The 19,388-nt window shown below is 44.7% G+C and carries 14 protein-coding genes; 3 read left to right on the top strand and 11 right to left on the bottom strand.

The window, feature by feature from the left end; all coding sequences use genetic code 11:
* Window positions 1–27 precede the first annotated feature (27 nt).
* From fabV to R8N28_RS06305, 8 genes are all read right to left on the bottom strand, one after another.
* Complete coding sequence (fabV, locus tag R8N28_RS06340; protein WP_005378029.1) at window positions 28–1,230, bottom strand: enoyl-ACP reductase FabV; 1,203 nt, start codon at window positions 1,228–1,230, stop codon at window positions 28–30.
* Between the two features lie 174 nt (window positions 1,231–1,404).
* On the bottom strand, window positions 1,405–3,687 hold the full coding sequence (locus tag R8N28_RS06335; protein ID WP_065274396.1) for an acyl-CoA dehydrogenase: 2,283 nt from the start codon (window positions 3,685–3,687) through the stop codon (window positions 1,405–1,407).
* 71 nt (window positions 3,688–3,758) lie between these two features.
* Window positions 3,759–4,394, bottom strand: a complete 636-nt coding sequence (locus R8N28_RS06330; protein ID WP_005378033.1) for a TetR/AcrR family transcriptional regulator — start codon at window positions 4,392–4,394, stop codon at window positions 3,759–3,761.
* A 717-nt stretch (window positions 4,395–5,111) separates the two neighbouring features.
* Window positions 5,112–6,263 carry a Na+/H+ antiporter NhaA gene (gene nhaA / locus R8N28_RS06325; protein WP_005378034.1) on the bottom strand — a complete coding sequence of 384 codons (1,152 nt, stop codon included), beginning with the start codon at window positions 6,261–6,263 and terminating at the stop codon, window positions 5,112–5,114.
* A 330-nt stretch (window positions 6,264–6,593) separates the two neighbouring features.
* Window positions 6,594–7,718: a lipocalin-like domain-containing protein gene (locus R8N28_RS06320; RefSeq protein ID WP_042521997.1), complete on the bottom strand. Its 1,125-nt coding sequence runs from the start codon at window positions 7,716–7,718 to the stop codon at window positions 6,594–6,596.
* Window positions 7,718–10,171, bottom strand: coding sequence for an ABC transporter permease (locus R8N28_RS06315; RefSeq protein WP_065274395.1), 2,454 nt, complete (start codon window positions 10,169–10,171; stop codon window positions 7,718–7,720). The genes R8N28_RS06320 and R8N28_RS06315 overlap by 1 nt, the downstream gene beginning before the upstream one ends.
* Window positions 10,152–10,823 carry an ABC transporter ATP-binding protein gene (locus tag R8N28_RS06310; protein WP_005378040.1) on the bottom strand — a complete coding sequence of 224 codons (672 nt, stop codon included), beginning with the start codon at window positions 10,821–10,823 and terminating at the stop codon, window positions 10,152–10,154. The genes R8N28_RS06315 and R8N28_RS06310 overlap by 20 nt, the downstream gene beginning before the upstream one ends.
* Window positions 10,824–11,010: 187 nt before the next feature.
* Complete coding sequence (locus tag R8N28_RS06305) at window positions 11,011–12,387, bottom strand: MATE family efflux transporter (protein ID WP_065274394.1); 1,377 nt, start codon at window positions 12,385–12,387, stop codon at window positions 11,011–11,013.
* A gap of 94 nt (window positions 12,388–12,481) precedes the next feature.
* Here R8N28_RS06305 and R8N28_RS06300 point away from each other — a divergent pair, with 94 nt between their 5' ends.
* Window positions 12,482–13,933: a DUF2867 domain-containing protein gene (locus tag R8N28_RS06300; protein WP_065274393.1), complete on the top strand. Its 1,452-nt coding sequence runs from the start codon at window positions 12,482–12,484 to the stop codon at window positions 13,931–13,933.
* A gap of 30 nt (window positions 13,934–13,963) precedes the next feature.
* Here the strand turns inward: R8N28_RS06300 and R8N28_RS06295 are convergent, their stop codons facing one another.
* From R8N28_RS06295 to rsuA, 3 genes are all read right to left on the bottom strand, one after another.
* Window positions 13,964–14,626, bottom strand: a complete 663-nt coding sequence (locus R8N28_RS06295) for a DUF2913 family protein (protein WP_017820847.1) — start codon at window positions 14,624–14,626, stop codon at window positions 13,964–13,966.
* Window positions 14,626–15,828 (bottom strand): Bcr/CflA family multidrug efflux MFS transporter, encoded by a 1,203-nt coding sequence (locus R8N28_RS06290; protein ID WP_065274392.1) that lies wholly within the window; start codon window positions 15,826–15,828, stop codon window positions 14,626–14,628. Before R8N28_RS06290 ends, R8N28_RS06295 begins: the two co-directional genes overlap by 1 nt.
* Window positions 15,829–16,264: 436 nt before the next feature.
* Window positions 16,265–16,966, bottom strand: a complete 702-nt coding sequence (gene rsuA, locus R8N28_RS06285; RefSeq protein ID WP_065274391.1) for a 16S rRNA pseudouridine(516) synthase RsuA — start codon at window positions 16,964–16,966, stop codon at window positions 16,265–16,267.
* 121 nt (window positions 16,967–17,087) lie between these two features.
* Here rsuA and R8N28_RS06280 point away from each other — a divergent pair, with 121 nt between their 5' ends.
* Complete coding sequence (locus R8N28_RS06280; RefSeq protein WP_065274390.1) at window positions 17,088–18,839, top strand: DEAD/DEAH box helicase; 1,752 nt, start codon at window positions 17,088–17,090, stop codon at window positions 18,837–18,839.
* Window positions 18,840–18,994: 155 nt separating this feature from the next.
* Window positions 18,995–19,360: a PepSY domain-containing protein gene (locus R8N28_RS06275; RefSeq protein WP_372036143.1), complete on the top strand. Its 366-nt coding sequence runs from the start codon at window positions 18,995–18,997 to the stop codon at window positions 19,358–19,360.
* Window positions 19,361–19,388 lie beyond the last annotated feature (28 nt).

Below are 19,388 nucleotides of genomic sequence, written 5' to 3'. Positions count from 1 at the left end.
TTATTGGTTATCTAGTCTGTGATTCGATTAGATTTGAATGAAGTCTGCTTCAACTGCTGGATTCACATCCGCTTCGTAATCTACGCCTTCAACGCCGAAACCAAATAGTTTCAAGAACTCTTCTTTGTACTCAACGTAGTCAGTCAGCTCTTTTAGGTTCTCAGTCGTAATTTGAGGCCATAGCTCACGACAGTGCTGCTGAATGTCGTCACGAAGTTCCCAGTCATCCAGACGTAGGCGGTTCATCTCATCAACTTCTGCCGCGCTACCGTCTTCTTTGTATAGACGTTGGCTGAACATACGGTAGATTTGTTCCATACAACCTTCGTGTACACCTTCTTCGCGCATTTTCTTGAATACCATTGCGATGTACAGTGGCATAACAGGAATTGCAGAACTCGCCTGAGTTACAACAGATTTAAGTACCGCAACATTGGCACTACCACCTGTTACTGCTAACTTGTCGTTTAGCGCTTTCGCTGCACGGTCTAGGTCCATTTTTGCTTTACCTAGTGCACCATCCCAATAAATTGGCCAAGTTAGCTCAGTACCAATGTAGCTATACGCGACGGTCTTACAACCTTCAGCAAGAACACCAGCATCAGACAACGCATTGATCCAAAGTTCCCAATCTTCACCGCCCATTACAGTGACAGTGTCTTTGATTTCTTCTTCTGTTGCAGGCTCAACGCTAGCTTCGATGATCACATCTTTGTTGGTATCAACAGCCGTTGATGTGTAAGTTTCACCGATAGGTTTAAGAGATGAACGAACTAATTCACCAGTTTCTGGCATTTTACGTACTGGAGATGCCAGTGAGTAAACCACCATATCGATTTGACCTAAGTCTTCTTTGATGAGCTCGATAGTTTTCTGTTTCGCTTCATTTGAGAAAGCGTCGCCGTTTAAGCTTTTTGCGTACAGACCTTCTTCACGCGCTAGCTTTTCAAAAGCAGCGGCATTGTAAAAACCTGCTGTACCTGGTTTCTTCTCAGTACCTTCTTTTTCGAAGAAAACACCGATAGTTGATGCACCGCCACCAAATGCCGCAGCGATACGAGAAGATAGACCGTAGCCACTTGATGCACCAACAACAAGAACACGCTTAGGTGCGTTTTTGATTGGACCTTGCGCTTTGGTGTACGCAATTTGTTCTTTTACGTTAGCTTCACAACCAACAGGGTGCGTTGTAGTACAGATAAATCCACGAATTCTAGGTTTGATGATCATATTCAACTTCCTTTAAAAAACCTTGTTAGGATAAAAGTTTCGTTGGGATTTCGCATCTAATTTCTGTAAAAATGCTCTTAAAAGGCAAGTGGTTGGAGCACTATCCCACCATCCACTCCCCAAGAATACAAAAAAGCACCTCATTGAGGTGCTTTTCTTAACATTAGTTGTCTATTATGCCGCCGGATTCAACTGCGACTTTTTTGGGCTATGAGTTCGCACTTCAGAAAAGTCATGACTAAAGTGGTCAACTTGAATCGCCTTGTAGCGCAATTTATCTGCAGCCATGATTTGATCAATTTCTTGCTCAGTTAACACGCCTGCTTCAAATGCTTGCTGCAAACGGTCATGCAGCAGACCTTTACGAGCCACTTTACCATCCTTCGCAGCCTTCATAAGTTTACGCTCCAAAGGTTTAATGTCGTACATTGCAAGGAATGCATTCTCCATTAAGCCTACGCTGTCATCCTCTGATTTTCCGATGTAGCACAGATGCGTGAGGCGATCACGTTGCGCGCCTGGTGTCATCATCGCTTCAGCCAAATTCACACACAGCTCATCACTTGGCTTATTGAAATGATTACCAAGCGGGAACAATAGCCCCTTAAGCACACCGCCAACGTATTTCACAGGGAAGTTGGTGTAAGCCTCATTTAATGACTTAGAAGCGTTATACAAACAGTGTTGAACAGCGTAATGAACGAAGTCTAGATCGCCTTGTTGACGGCCTTCATCTTCATACTTTTTCAAGGCAGCAGATGCCATGTATAGATAGCTTAATCCATCACCCAAACGTGCTGAGATCATTTCTTTACGCTTCAAGTCTCCACCTAAGGTTAACATCGCAAAGTCTGCACTTACTGCAAGTGCACGACTGAGACGAGTAATGTCTTTGTAGTATTGCTGCGTTGGGCCACTCATGTGCGCGTTAACAAATCGAGAACCAGTTAGTGCTGCACCAAATGCACCGAATGTATTACCGAGAGCGTGCTTGATGTGTTTAAAGAGTAAGTTGTCAAATTCTTTCGCACCTTGTTCAGAATCTGGATTCGCCGCAGCTTCCATTTCTTTTAGAACATATGGGTGACATCGAGTCGCACCTTGACCAAAAATCATCAGGTTACGAGTCAGAATATTCGCGCCTTCAACAGTGATAGCAACCGGGATACCAAGGTAATGTTTAGCAAGATAGTTCATTGGACCATCTTGAATCGCACGACCCGCATGGATATCAAACGAATCATTTAGAATGGTACGCGCGATTTCCGTCATGTGGTACTTGGCAATCGCGGTTACAATCCCAGGTTTTTCTTTCATATCGAGAGAAGTCGTCGTTAGCGTACGCGTCGCTTCTAGTAGGTAAGTAAGACCACCAATGCGCCCCATTGCTTCTGCAACACCTTCAAACTTACCGATCGACATTCCAAACTGTTTACGCACGTAAGCATAAGCACCTGTTGTACGTGTAGTAAGGTGACCAATCGCTGTGCCAAGCGCTGGGAGAGAGATACCGCGACCAGCAGAAAGACACTCAACCAGCATACGCCAACCTTTACCTGCATAATCAGCGCCACCGATCAACCAGTCCATAGGGATGAAGACATCTTCACCACGAGTAGGACCATTCATAAACGCAGACCCCAGAGGATCATGGCGTTCGCCTATCTCGACACCTTCATGGTCAGCGGGAATCAACGCACATGTAATGCCAACCTCTTTCTTGTCACCAAGTAGCCCTTCAGGATCCTGCAGTTTAAATGCTAACCCGAGCACTGTCGCAACTGGCGCAAGCGTGATGTAGCGTTTATTCCAACTAACTCGCACGCCAAGCACTTCTTTGCCTTCATGGGTGCCGTAACAAACCACGCCTTGATCAGGTATGCCACCCGCATCAGAACCCGCTTCAGGGCCAGTTAGGGCGAAACAAGGGATGTCTGTACCATCAGCTAAACGAGGCAACCAGTAATCTTTTTGCTCTTGCGTACCATAGTGCGATAGCAGCTCACCAGGACCAAGAGAGTTCGGTACCATTACCGATACCGCGGTACTGATACTTCGAGTCGCAATACGAGAAACAATGGTTGAGTTCGCCAAAGCGGAAAATTCACGACCACCATATGCTTTCGAGATGATCAAAGAGAAAAATCGCTCTTTACGTAGGTACTCCCATACTTCAGGCGGTAAATCCCTGTCTTCTTTGACAATCTTCTGGTCATCAAGCATTTTTAGCAGAGTTTCAAGCTCATTATCCATAAATGACTGCTCTTCTGCCGTCAGTGTAGGCGTTGGATAATGATGCAATGTTGTGAAGTTTGGCTTGCCTGAGAATAGTTCGGCATCCCACCATACACTACCCGCTTCCATCGCCTCTTTCTCTGTGCTAGACAGAGGTGGCAATACTTTTTTGAACACTTTAAAAGCCGGGTCACTAATCCATTTTCTTCGTAGAGAGCTCATAGTTCAGATCCTTTTGTTCACGTAACCGCTCGGGGTATAATCTTATTATTGGTTTAACTTTCTTATTTGTCTTATGCCAACTGCTTTGCTGACATTCCTGCTGACAAATATGGAATCAGTAAATCTACGACAGATTTCACATCGACTTCCTTTTCAAACTTACTTTCTGCCAGCTCCGAAAGAGCTTGGCTTGAAGCCATCGTAAATACACAGGTTCCTAACGTGAAGTGCAGTCGCCAAAACAACTGTTCTTCACATAGTTCCGGGTTCGCCTTCATTATCGAGAAAGTGAAAAGGTTCAGTACCTCTTCGTATCTGGTGGTAATGAACCAGCGTAGATGACCTTGAACGTCTGTATAACCGCGGCCAATTAACAACATAAATAGCGCAGTACCATTTGGGCGTACATCATTTAATGTACGTAAAGGTAATCGCAATGACTCAAAGACATCGTCCATGTTGTAGCTATCGCGCGTGTTTAACTCAATTAATGAAGTCTTAATGCTCGGCATTAGTGCTTCTAAATACCTATCTAAAACCGCTCTAACCAGCGTTTTTTTATCGCCAAAGTGATAGTTTACCGATGCTAAGTTAACGTTAGCTTTACCTGTTATCGTTCTTAGCGAAGTATCATTAAAGCCATGTTCAGCAAAGAGTCCTTCTGCGACATCGAGTATTTTTTCTTTTGTTGATGTTCTCGGGGCCATTTTAATCACTCGTATTAAACAACTGTTTGAAAATATACTCCCGAAACTTAAGATTAACAAATGATTAACATCACACTTTAACCAATTGGTCTGACCAGACAGTAAAAGGTGTGATCTAATCTTTTGAAATTCAATCGAATACTCCAGTGAAGCTTGTCAGAAGAAAACGATCAAATTTCTCAGACCATCGCAATTGAAACGCTAACAATAGCCTTGACGGCTCGGAGTAAGCGACGAGAGTATGAAATACATCTTCGGTTCTAGGGGATATAAAATGAGAAACACCGAAGTTAGTCACTTCACCAAGTTGGTAATCCATCTCGATTTTTCTATTACTTTCGGGTGTGTAAGAAGCTAGAAAGCATTAAGTAGAAATTTTTTGAAAAAAAATGGAACTGTTTGGAAAAGGCTCGGTCTGAATATACGTAACAGTTAGGGCATTTGAAGTTTCACTGGCCGTCAAACTTGTTTCCATCTAATTGTTACGTTGCTGCTTTTTTCTTATTAACTCCTATGTTTGTATCCGCCCAGTCAAATTTTCGGCTGGGCTTTTTTTCGCCTATAGATTTGCCAAGCGCCTCTTTCGATGATTTGCCCCAACTCCATAAGCTAGACCTTAGCTGGTCACAAAAGTAACCAGCCTGAAGTGGTTGATGTGCCGATCTGCAGACATAAAAAAGCCTCCCGAATGGGAGGCTTTACTAAACAGTGTGTATCTTACGCTTGCGCTTTCTTAGGCAAAGAAAAGTGCAGTAACGCGTAGCCAAGTAACGCGGCTGTCGTCGAGCCCATTAAGATACCTAGTCGAGCATAGGTATCAAACTCAGGGCTTACATTTCCAAACGCTAAAGAGGAAATGAATATAGACATTGTAAAACCGATACCACACAACACAGATACCGCAAAGATATGCTTGAAGTTAATGCCTTCCGGTAGCTTAGCTACACCCATTTTTACAGCAGCCCAACTAAAGGTGAAGATACCTAGAGGCTTACCAACCAGTAGCCCCAAAGCAATACCTAATGGCAGCATTGAAGTTAGGCCTGACATCGATACGCCTTCTAGCGAAATCCCCGCATTTGCAAATGCGAATAGAGGTAAGATACCAAATGCCACGTATGGATGAAGTGCATGCTCCATGTGCTTAAGTGGGGAATGTTCGCCCTGTTTACCCTTAAGAGGAATAGCAAAGCCGATCACTACGCCTGCAAGTGTTGCGTGAACACCAGATTTAAGTACCGCAAACCATAAGATCGCGCCGACTATCATGTATGGCGTCAGTTTCGTCACTTCCTTCGCATTCAACATGAACAGGACACCAGTCATGATGAAGCCAACAAGCAGCGCCATGCTAGAAAGATCACCTGTGTAAAACAGTGCAATAATAACAACCACGCCTAAATCGTCGATGATAGCGAGAGCTAACAAAAATACTTTAAGGCTTACTGGTACACGCTTACCTAGTAGCGCCATGATACCTAGAGCAAATGCAATATCCGTCGCAGCTGGAATGGCCCAGCCAGAAACCGCCTCTGGGTCGTTAGCATTAAACGCAACGTAAATAAGAGCAGGGGCTAACATACCACCAACCGCTGCAATCGCAGGGAAAATTGCGGTTTCTTTTGATTTTAGCGCTCCTTCAAGTAGCTCTCGCTTCACTTCAAGGCCAATAAGTAAGAAGAAAACAGCCATTAGGCCGTCATTAATCCAGTGAGAAACTGACATACCGAATACATAAGTATGCAGTACAGATTGATAAGTTTCGCCCAGCGGTGAGTTAGCAATGGTCATCGCAATTGCCGCTGCAATTACGAGAAGAATACCACCTGCTGATTCCATTTTGAAAAAGTCACGAATGACATCGTTCATGGTTTCGTCCTTATATTTATTATCTTAATAAACGATTAACAAAGAGTGATAAGAGTGTATAGCTGTCGAAAACTTTAGAATAATCGCTTCTTCAGAGTATAAACTTCGGTTTTTTCGATGTTAAGTTTACTATACATCGTATTTTCCAACATGACACTCAATTTTGATCGGAGATCGTATTTGTACTTGTCGCACCAAATATTTATCAAGATGATGAGAAAATCAGCATAACACGGCTTGTACCATCATGATAACCCCGTACTTTTGAGAAAAAGCTAGGAAGCTTCGCGCACCAAAAAACCACCCGTAGGGGGTGGTTTTCTTCACAACTCAATAGCCTGTCAGCTGCATAAAGCCCCAAGCCTCATTGGAGCCGGAAGCTAAAGTAGGCCCTTCCCAGTAAGGTATTACAAAGGGTAGCCACATATCTGACTTGATAATGCGGGTAGTCAAATTAATTTGATGCTTCGGAATATTGATAATCCACTGCAAAGGTAACCTTCTTCCATTGGATAAACTGGTCACTTGCATTGGTTTAATACTGATATCATCGTCTGAGAGGTTGATGACTTTACCTGAGCGTGTCGACAACGTGCCAAATACGTGCGGTGTTTGCCCATGGTGACGATAACGGCTAACAGTTAATGCTCGACCATCATCTAAATTGAAAACAAACCAATCCCAGCCTTGTTGCCCCTCACCAATTAAGCCGCTGCCCCATTCTTTTTGCGCCCATGCAGAACCCGTCACTGAGAATCGCTTACCATTTAAGCTTAAGCTGCCTTTTACTTTTAAAAATGGAGCACTGAAGCTAAAAGAAGCAACAGATTGCAACGCATGTTTAACTTGGAAGCCTTTGTCTCCATTCACCACAAAGGGGCCGCTTGTCATGGTATTGAGCTCAAGTCCAAACGTATCAGTATTCACATTCAAGTTGCCCGGGAAAGGCGTCGCACCGAGTGATCGCCAAGTCCAATTATCAATCCATAACCTGAAAGGACGATTGATCATACCAGCTTGGCCTATCCCACCTCTAGCTACCCGTTGCTCTTTCCATACATGCGAGCCATGACTGACGACAACATGTGAAATGTACAATTGAGGGTTCTGCCAACCGCTGGTTTCTCGCTCGTCCGTCGCAACCCTGAAATAGCTCCATTGAACATTGTAGATCTTGCCTTGCTCATCTTTTAGCTTCGCAAAGTAGTGCCACCATTCATGCTGATACTCGGGATGAAAGCGAAAGTCTGAGGGTAAAGAGACATGCTCATTAGGTAGTACAGGCTCGAAAATCGTTTGATTTTCACGCGTTAAGATAGAATCAAGTTCGCTTTCTCGTGTTGCTGTCGCCTCTAACCAAAAAGTTGAGTAAAAAGCAGCCCCAGTCAGAAAAGCGAACGTAACAACAATGAGCGTTGAAACCAACAAGCGTTTTTTAGAGCCCATTTTTTTCATTACAACGCGTCCCTTAATGACTTCATCGGTGTACTTTTGATCATTCTAATAACTGGCAATGCGCCAGCAACCATGATGGCAAGCATCGCCCAAGCAATGGTTTGAGCATACTCCCATGGAATCGTTTGAAGCTCTAGAGACCAGCCAAATGATTGCTTAATGATAATATCAACGATCAAATGTGCGAGCGCCAAGCCGAGCGGCACTGCAATAATCGCAGAAATGGCTCCGAAGACGAATAGCTGCAAACCACCTAATACGACAAGTTCTTTTCCGGACACACCCATGCACCTTAATAAGGAAAAATGCCGCTGCCGTGAAAGTTCTCCTGCCAACGTCGCAAAGAATAAACCAAACACTGCAATAATCAGCGTGATATTGCCCAAGGTTCCTGCTATCGCAAAGGTATGATCAAACACTCTCATTGCTTGGCTATAAATATTACCGTTATCAAACACACGATCTTGCTGGAGACGGAATACATTCTCTAAGCGATTTTTCAGCCCTTCTCCATTGACGTTATCTTTTAATACTACGCCAAGACCAACATTACCCGTACCTGCAAATGCATACAGCCAATTCCGGTGCGACATCATCACCTGGTTATATGGGTTTCCATAATCGTAGTAAACGCCTACGACTTGCCAGTCACCACCAAGCGGTTCTTGCAAGTTAATGAAATCGCCAGGGCGGATATCCAGCTTCAAGGCCATCGACTCACTGACCATTAAGCTCTTGGTAGCGTGCAGTTGATACCAGTAATTTGGGACACCTAACTTGACGGTAAGTGAGTCTAACTCACCTTCAGAAGAGCCCGTACTCACAACTTGCAGAGCACCATGCTCGGTCGGCATATCTTTTTCCCAGCGCCACCAAACCGAGTTCACCTCTGGCTGATTCTGGAGCCATGCGCTCATCCTAGCGGCTGAATTGTTGGTCGGATAGATGTACACATCAGCCGCTAATCGCTGATTTAGCCACTTATCGGTTGTATCTCGAAAGCTTCCGACCATTGTTTCTACACCAATGTTTGCCGCCAGCGCTAACATAAACGCCATCGTAGCCACACCGCGATAGCTCATGCTGGCTGCTGCATCAGCAAAAAACCAACGGACACGAACCCATCGCATGGTATAAGAAAAACTTTGGAACATATGCCACATAATAAATGGCATAAACAACGCCACACTAACCAACATCAGAGCAATAATAGCAAAGCCGGTTTCTTGTGTTTTCGGCGCCTGATATACCGCTATTGCAGCGACACAAAACGCACATGCCGCAAGCGCCTGCCAAGAGAACTCTCTTCCAGCAAATCGCATTAGCGACAGTCGAGAAGAAAGGCGGATTGGTTGTGACTTCAACAAACGGATTAATGGCCACAGACACGATATCAACGCACCCATCGCTGCCATGATTAGACTGTATAAGCTAGATTGCCATGACCATCCTATGGTTAAGCCTACGTTGGCATCATACAAATCACTCAGGCTCGAAGACACTGCTGGGATAAGTTCATTTGCTAAGATCAAGCCAAAAAAGTTACCACACGCCCACGCAATAAAGACGAGCAAAGACAACTCTAGTAATAAAGCTTGCGCTAACTGTGTTCCGTTAACACCAGTCTGTCTCAAAATACCGACCAAACGTTGTCGCTGGATGAAAGACAGAGACATCGCTTGATAAAAAATAAACAACCCGACCAAAAACGACAGCATTCCCATCGCGGTGAGATTCATATGGAATGCGTTAGTTAGCGACTCAAGCTCTGTACGCGTATTCCTAACGAGCGTCATTCCGTTTGGCAGCATGTTTTTCAGTGCTATTAGCTTTTCCTCTGGCATTTCACCACAAGAAATCGCAGACAAACCTGAGCTCCGCTTGAGCATACGCAACAACGATATATCAGTAACCAGCCGAGTACCCGAAAGCATCTTGTCCTTATCTACTTGAATAGGCCCAAGACGGCTTCCGTCATTCATCTCAATGAAGTCCCCATCCTGCCAACTCATGTAAGCGGCCAAATCTTGACTAACAAGAATAGGATAAGGAGGCTTCATTAGTGATAAAACAGGCATCTCACCTAGCGATTTTCCTTGTTGTAGTGGGATCATCGCGACAGGATCTATCCCCACCAACATCAGGCTCATATCGGTCTTGGCATCTAGATGAAGCACGTCAAACGGTGCACATTGGTTAAACCCAGCTCGACGTAACTGAATATAGAAACCTTGAGGAATTTTATTGGCAGAGTGCTTCGTTCGGATTCGGTATGGCAAAGGATTGGAGAAAAGCTTTTCCCCAGTAGCATAACTTTGTTTTGCATGCTGGTTGATAGAAGTAACACCAACAAGGAGGGACACGCCTAAAGTTAATCCCAGCCAGACAAGAATAATTTGTAGAGGGTAACGACGGTAATGACCGAGTAGTGCCTTAACTACGGGCCATAACATGTAACTGCCCTCCTTGAAGTCGAATCTTTCCTTCCATATGGGCGGCCACTTTTTCACTGTGCGTCACTAACAGCAAAGTACACTCCAATTGGCGAGCGAGACTCGTTAATAAGCGCATTACTGCTTCTGCGTTTCGCTCGTCTAGGCTACCAGTTGGCTCATCAGCAAGCAGGATTTTGGGTTCCATATAAAGGGCGCGAGCAATCGCCGCACGTTGTTGCTGACCACCAGACGCCTCTTCCGGATAACGTCCTAGCAATGGCATTAAGTCCAAAGCAGAAAGAATTTGACGCCACAACTCTTTATCTTCCGGCAGACCTTTTAACTGACGACAAAAACGAATATTGTCGGCAATATTAAGTGTAGGAAGCAGGTTGAATTGTTGGAAGATATTACCAATATTGTTGCGGCGATAAAGGGTTCTTAAATGCTCCGGTGCTTCATGCATAGCAAAATTTGGAAACTGCACTTCACCAGAGTCGGCAGTATCTAATCCGGCGATTAAATTCAGCAGAGTACTTTTACCCGAACCACTTTCTCCCATCAGAGCGACTTGGTCACCTTGCTGCAATGTTAATTCTGCCCCTTGTAATACAGGGTGAAACTCTCCCCCGTCTACATAGCCTTTACATAGGTCTGACAGTTTTAACATTGATTATGCCGCTCGGATGGTGTTTAAAAATTGGGATCAGAATCTACACTAAAATCCTGTTAGTAGAAAGTATTTTGAATGCTTGATCACACTATGGAAGTACAAATGCAACTCGATTCACTTTCTGTTGCTAATTTTGTTGACGTTTTGAGCAGATTTTTGCAGCCAAAATAAACTCTGTTCCTCTTTACTGGCCAATCAGGTTTCTCATCCATTTTCGGCTAACCATTCTTGGCAAGCAAATCGCCCCCTTCACAACTTCTTCCGTCAAAAAGAGTAAGTAAACCCATTGTGGATCCCAATTGAGATAAATCGCTGCAAATGCTGCGAGTGGAATCCCGATCACCCACTGTGCCAAGATGTCTTGATACAAACAAAACTTAACATCACCGCCCGCACGTAATACACCAACAATCGCCATCATCGGCACCGAGCGTAGCACAACACCCAACGCAAGAATCACCATAAACTGTTCAGCTAGCTCGCGAGTGTCTGTTGTCAGTGCACTAAACGCATTAAGGATCCATTGATTTGACACTATCAACAAGACGGCGACCACAAATGCGATAAGCACATTCAAAATGACCGTAGCCCATGCTTGATAATAAACGGGTTCAAAATTACGAGCGCCGAGCTGGTTCCCGACTAGAACTGCAGCCGCATTCGATAAACCAATCATCATCGCCAATGCGATCGACTCAACAGGTGTCATTACGGAAAGTGCCGCCAAACCTTGTACACCTGCTTGCCCCATGATGGCGTGATAAGCAAACAGCCCACCAGCCCACGCCAAGAAGTTAAATGTGGTGGGCAAAGAGAGGCTCAAGAAACGCGTAATTTTATCTAAGACCAATCCTGCGCGTATATCATCCCAACCAAATGCGATTATGTGCTTTTTCAACCATAGATAACCAAACAAGCAACCTACTTCGATCGCGCCACTGATTACCGTTGCGATCGCTGCTCCCGTAATACCCAGAGCAGGAAAGCCTAATTGACCAAAAATTAAAACCCAGTTAAGAAACACATTAGATAAAATGCCTATACCACTAAAAAAAGTGCTTAGGCCTGGTTGGTGCATCGCCCTTAGGCCCACCGACATACTGGCCACACATGCAACAGCAAACATGCTAACCGACGAAATAATGAGATAGCTGGCCCCTAGCTCAATCACTTCTTGTGAATCGGTAGTCAAGCTCATGATGAGTTGTGGAAAAACAACAAACAAAGCAACAGCAATCGCAGCAAACATCATTGCGATCATCCATGTTAAAGCGGTACTGCGACGCACCCCAACTTTATCGCCAGCCCCCCAATATTGAGCGGTTAACAACGCACCGCCCGTTGTCACCCCAACTAACATGATGGTGGTGACGAAAGTCGCGCGCGCAGCAACTCCAACAGCGGCAATTTCAGCTTCACCAAGTTGACCAAGCATAAGAACATCGACGAGGCTTCTGCTAGAAAACATCATGCTTTGCAGTGTAATTGGTAACGCGATTGCAAATAAACGACGTAAGAATGCTTTATCTACGTGTATTGAGAGTTGAGAAAGAAAAGTCACAAGCGCTCCAACGACAACTTATTGATAGAATGGGGAAAGTGTCTCATGATTATACTCTGTGGTGTTTATTCCACCAACGATAAAAGGACAGATAATGAAAAAGGTGTTGGTGCTAGGCGCCTCGGGTTACATTGGCTCTCAACTTCTTCCGTTACTTTTAGATAAAGGTTACGCCGTCACAGCAGCGGCGCGACATATTGATTATTTAGAGTCAAGAACTCAGCCTCACCCTAATTTAACGTTAAGGTATCTCGACTTGGCTGACGCAGAGACCACGAAGGCTGTAGTGAACGATTTTGATTTAGTCTTTTTTCTCGTGCACGGGATGGCTCAAGGTGATGACTTTGTTGAGTACGAACTAAACCTTGCTTTGAACTTCAAATATGCGTTGGAACAAAGCTCCGTCGAGCATGTTATCTATTTGAGCGCTATTCAACCTCAAACCGGAAACTCTCGCCATTTAGCCGCTCGTAAAGCCACGGGAAAAATAATTCGACAGTCTGGTATTCCAGTAACTGAATTGCGTGCAGGCGTTATCATCGGCCCCGGCTCTGCTGCTTTCGAAATCATGCGTGACTTTGTCTACAACTTACCTATTTTGATCGCGCCTAAATGGGTCGACTCAAAAGCGAACCCTATTGCCTTGCCCAATCTCAACCACTATTTGTTGAAGTTAGCAGAAGCCCCCTCTCCAGAAGAAAGTCAAATTTATGAAGTTGGTGGGCCAGATACACTTAGCTACCGCGAACAGTTCAAAGTCATTTGCCGAATCACGAACAAGCCGTATCGACTGTGGTCGACCCCGCTACTTACTCCGAAAATGGCATCGTACTGGCTAGGTTTAGTTACCTCAGTGCCAACTAGTATCGGTAAAGCATTACTTGCGGGCTTAGAGCACGACTACATTGCAAACTCCAAAGCGATTGAAGAACGATTTCCTCAAACGCTGATCAGCTACGAGCAAGCGGTAACTGATACCATTCAAGATGAAGGCACATTTGTACGCAGTAATGTCTGGGGGTTTGAACCCGCAGCGCTTCGTCGATGGCAACCAGGATATGGCTATTACCCAAAACAAGCTGGAGCGAGCATTAAAACTCATGCCTCCGCTGCGGCATTATGGAAAGTGGCGCAAAAGATCGGGAGTCGCGAAAAAGGCTATTACTTTGCCAACATCTTGTGGCGTACACGTGAATGGCTCGATATCTTTTTTGGTGGCGGAAAACCGATTCGCGTTTCTCCTCCTGGACCAGAGCTTAAAGTCGGTGATTTTATTGACTCTTGGAAAGTGATTCGCTGCGATAATAATCAGTTTCTTTCACTGTTTTTTGGTATGAAAGGCCCAGGCCTTGGGCGTTTAGAAATTACCATCAAAGATCTCGGTGACGAACGAGAGCTGGATATTACCGCCTGGTGGCACCCGCAAGGGTTTCTTGGGCTGCTTTATTGGTTTGCAATGATGCCAGCCCATCTTTTCATATTTAAAGGCATGGTCAAAGCCATCGCGAAAGAAGCAAACCGTTTAGAAAACAAAAAGCCCCAATAACAGGGGCTTCTAAACACTCAAAATGTCACTTTAGTCAGCTTTGAACGAGAGTGGAATTTCGGCTAACTGGTTGCCTTCGTTTGCTGGAAAAATAAGGTACTCGCCATGGTATTTCACCATCGATTTGTAGTCTGTTACCTTATGAACCATAAAGCCCGCTTGCGCTGCTTTCTCAACAAACTCAGCATGATTGCCACGCACAAACCAACTCATTGGCTTTACGAGCAACTCGCCATCAAAACAGCTTTCGCATTGGTCTGCACATAACGCTAAAGAGTTTTGACCTTCAGTGAAGATTTGTACTTTGCCGCACCCAATCAGTTGCTCAGATGTTGAGACTTCCCAGCCTGCTTGCTCCATCAAATCAAGAAAAGACTCAATATCTGAATCTTTGAACACTTTGGAGTCTTCACCTTCAGGGAAGAATTGCGCATAAAAAGAAGAAATACGTTTAAAGATAAACAACAAACCAGCATCGTTCCCCTTTGAGCGACCTGCTTTTTGCCAACGCGTTAAGTCATCGCCTACCGTACGTCCGAAACGTTGTGATTTTAGCGCCTTTGTTACCCAACGCACTAAATAATGGTTATTCGCAACAGGGGCATTGGCTAACTTACCTGAGCGATGCTCTTGATCTAACTCTTCAAGTGCTGAGTTAACCAAGTTTTGAATTTCTTTGGTGTAATTCGACATTACGCCTTTCTTCCTAAAGTCCAATAAAACAGTGCTGAAAGCACAGAACAAGCAAACATTACGATGATCATCGGCCAAGCAACATTCCCGGGCAGTGATGCCACCAGCGCACCAACCAATGAACCGATACCGAATCTTAATGTCCCCGCTAGAGACGACGCCGTACCCGCCATTGATGGGTAACCACTTAAAAGCAGCGCCATCGCGTTACTACCTATCGTCGACAATGTACCGATAAACAGCACAACAAAAGGTACAATGCCCCATAATCCGAAGTCCATTAACCAACTTACGAATAAACCAATCCCCGCCAAAAGTTGCACGAACAACCCAAAACGAAGCATGGCATGGGAACCAACTTTCTTCACCAAGCGACCATTAATACTGGTCATGATGATCATCGCCACAATGTTCAAACCAAATAGGTAACCAAAGTGGTCTGGTCGAACACCATATAAATCAATATAAACAAAAGAACCCGCCGTCAAAAATGCAAACATTCCGGAAAATGAAAACGCACCTGAGAGCATCAAACCGATCGCTTCAGGATTGGAGCATAATCTGGCGTAGTTTCTCAGCGTCGTGCGGAAACGAAGAGGCTGACAATTTTCAGGCTGTAACGTTTCAGGGATTTTCCAAAGTACGAGAAAAATCACAACTACAGCGAAAATAGCTAGTACCCAAAAAATGGAACGCCAACCAAACCAAATCGCGAGATGGCCACCGATCATCGGTGCCACCAACGGCGCAATAGTAATGACCAGAGTAACGAAGGACATTGCGCGTGCAAAGTCTTCACGGTCAAACATGTCACGCACGACAGCTTGGATAATGACCGCCGCTGCCGCGCCAGCAAAACCTTGTGCCGTACGTACATAGGTCAGCGCATCAATGCCATTTGTTGTCGCACTCACAACAGCAGCCAAGCCGAAGAAAAGTACGCCTAAAATCAACACAGGTCTGCGACCAAAGCTATCGGCAAGCGGCCCGTGAATTAACTGGCCGATCGCAAAACCCGCGGTATAAGCCGTCAACGTAATCTGAACCGCGCCAGGCGCGACCCCCAAATCTTTCGCAATTGTTGGCATCGCAGGCAAATACATATCGATCGCCAAAGGCGTCAAAGCACCAATCGCTCCTAGTACCAGAAACAATAGAAAACTGATTTGGGATTGCGGAGCACTTTGAGCTTTTTCTGTCATTCTTTTACCTCTTGTTGGAGCCCTACCGTCAATACTTGCAGAACAAAGTGAAAATAACGGAAGTTCTCATATCGCTGAATGTAGAAGCCAAAAACCTGTTCTATCCAACGTTCGAGAATCATAAGGGCAAATATGTACCAAGGTGTGACCTTGACGAACTCGACATAGAAAAGCATGTGAAAGCGAAATGTGTTTATGGGAAACAAACACAATGCAGTAAAAATGATGGCGTTGACACCATCATTCCATTCACCGTAGCCGAAGGCTTTGCAATAAGAGTATGCATGCATCAGCTAAATGCAAAGGCATATCACTGAGATGAGTAAGCACACCGGAATTGTCTAGGCACTAATTTTGGTAGGAAAATTTATTTTGAGCCAATTCCTACCAAAAGACTAGTTCCTATTAGGAACTAAAGAATTTCCCATGCCGACAATTAATTCCAAATAGAATCAATTTCTTCTTGCGTGAGGTAGCGATAATCACCTGGTTCTAGTGCCTCATCAAGTTCGATAGAACCAATACGCTCACGATGTAAGTACTCAACTTTATTTCCTAACGCCGCGAACATACGTTTCACTTGGTGATACTTACCTTCCACGATAGTTAAGAATACTTCATTCTCGGCCTCGTTCACGATTTCCAAACGAGCGGGCAATGTTGCTTCTGATTCATTGCGCAAAATGATGCCTTGTTCGAGCTTTTCCGCGTAATCTGGCTGAATAGCATCGACGAGCCAAACACGGTACGTTTTCTCACACTTATGCTTAGGTGAGGTAATACGGTGAGACCACTTACCATCATCCGTAATCAACACTAAACCAGTTGTGTCGACATCTAATCGGCCCGCAAAGTGAAGGTTTTCAATTTTAGGCTCATCAAGCAATGCGAATGCAGTTTGGTTGTAGCCATCTTCATGTGAACAAACAAAGTCAGCAGGCTTATACAACATAATGTAACGAGGACCAGGAGCACCAATAACACGGTCTTCCCACATCACTTCCGCACCTTCAGGTACTTTAAATGCACCACTTTTTTGAACCTCACTGTCTACGGTGATGTCTCCACTTTTGATGATCTTTGTTGCCTGTTTGCGTGTTGCACCCAGAGCGTCACACAAATATTTATCTAAACGCATGAATACCTCATTGAATTATACCCAAGTGATCTCTAAATCTTGGTTTAAAGGTCACTTGGGTATAAAAGTCAGGTATTATAGCGTTCCTCGTTCGAATAGTTGAGCAATTTCACATATTTTCATGTACACACTTCGTCCTTATCAAGCCGACTCGGTTAAAGCCGTTATTCATTACTTTCGTAAACACTCGACACCAGCAGTGATCGTGCTGCCAACCGGTGCAGGAAAAAGCTTGGTGATCGCAGAACTTGCTCGCCTTGCGAAAGGACGAGTGTTAGTCCTCGCCCACGTAAAAGAACTGGTCGAGCAAAACCACGCAAAGTATGAAGGTTATGGTTTAAAAGGTTCCATCTTCTCAGCAGGATTGGGACGAAAAGAAACTGACCAGCAAGTCGTGTTTGCTTCGGTTCAATCGGTCGTACGTAACTTAGATTCGTTCAAAAACCAGTTTTCTCTGCTCGTTATTGATGAGTGCCATCGTGTGCCAGATGACAAAAACAGCAGCTACCAAAAAGTTATTACTCACTTACGAGAACTGAACCCTGGCATTAAGGTGCTAGGACTAACTGCAACGCCCTATCGTTTAGGAATGGGCTGGATTTATCAGTATCACACCCGAGGTCAAGTGCGAACCGAAGAGCCTCGATTCTTCCGCGATTGTATTTTCGAACTGCCGATCCGTTACTTGCTCGACGAAAACTTCCTCACTCCAGCCCGCATGATGGATGCGCCCGTTTTGTCTTACGACTTCTCTCAGCTGAAGCCCGCTAACACCGGACGCTACAAAGAAGCAGAAATGGACATGGTGATCGATAAAGCCAAACGTGCGACTCCACAAATTGTTGAGCAAATCATGCAATATGCGAAAGAACGTCAAGGTGTCATGATCTTCGCTGCAACTGTTCGACACGCACAGGAGATACACGGTTTATTGCCAGAAGGCGAAACTGAAATCGTCATTGGTGATACACCTACGCCGGAGCGCGATGCGATCATCCAAGCGTTCAAGAATCGTCAAATAAAATACTTGGTCAATGTTTCGGTACTGACAACCGGGTTTGATGCGCCGCATGTCGATTTAATCGCGATTTTGCGACCAACAGAGTCAGTCAGTCTGTACCAACAGATAGTAGGACGAGGATTACGCTTATCAGACGGAAAATCAGAATGTTTAGTGCTTGATTACGCAGGCAACAGCTACGATTTATACCAACCTGAAGTCGGTGATCCCAAACCAGACTCTGACAGTGAAATTATCACGATTCCTTGCCCGGCTTGCGGATTCAATAACAACTTCTGGGGTAAGTTGGATAGTAACGGTTTCTTGGTTGAACATTTTGGCAGACGTTGCCAAGGTTACTTTGAAGATGAAGACACAGGCGAACGTGAACACTGTGGCTACCGTTTTCGTGCCAAATACTGCGGTGAATGTGGTGCGGACAACGATATCGCTGCACGAATTTGTCATGAGTGTGATGCGACGCTCGTAGACCCAGATAAAAAGCTAAAAGAAGCCCTTAATCTCAAAGATGCATTAATCTTTGAATGCACAGAAATGGACCTATCTGTATTTAAGTCCAGTGATGGTAAATCTCAGCTAAAAGTGACGTATTCTGGTGAACCATACCAAGGCGAAGGCAATGCGTTAGTTCATGAGTTTTGGTCATTGAGTACCAAAAAACAAAAACAAACGTTTAAAGATCAGTTCGTACGCCCCCACTTAGCAGACAAGCATCGCCCTTTTGAAGAGGCTTCACCGACACGTGTTGTTGCCAATCAACATCGTTTCCGTTTACCTCAGTTTGTTATTGCTAGAAAATCTGGTCGCTTTTGGAAGCTGCGAGATAAAATTTTTGAAGATGAGTTGAAATAACATCCACAACACATGGCAAAACTTAATTAGCTGATTCACTCTCTGTTCATCTATATCCGATATACTGCGGCTAACGCTCCAGAAAAGGTTTGACTATGTATAAAGCAACGACTTCTCTACATTCTGCGTTACTTTTCGGCCTTATTGCGACATTCATGTGTGCACCAAGTTTTGCCAAGCATGACAACGAGTACACATCACAAAATGGCCACGCCATCGTGCAAGATGTCGAAAAGCCAGGAACACGCATCGAATTCGATGAAGATCAAGATGAGGTCTACCGCGCGGTTCAACAAGGATATATACGACCATTTTCGGAACTTTACGCCGCAGTAGAAAACGACTTATACGGCCGCATCATCAAGGTCGAGCTTGAAGAAGATGATGATGCTTGGGTGTATGAATTGAAAATTCTGTACAACAATAGCGTCCTGAAAGTTGAGTACGACGCCGCCACGCTGGAAATGCTTGAGATCAAAGGTCGCAGCTTTAACAAAGCGTTAAAGCCGCAAAACAACTAAACTTGTCTAATGCGTAATCCAGACACGA

The sequence above is a fragment of the Vibrio sp. Vb1554 genome (assembly GCF_033344235.1).
The sequence above is the reverse complement of the archived record's forward strand: the minus strand, read 5'-3'. Positions and strand labels throughout refer to the sequence as shown.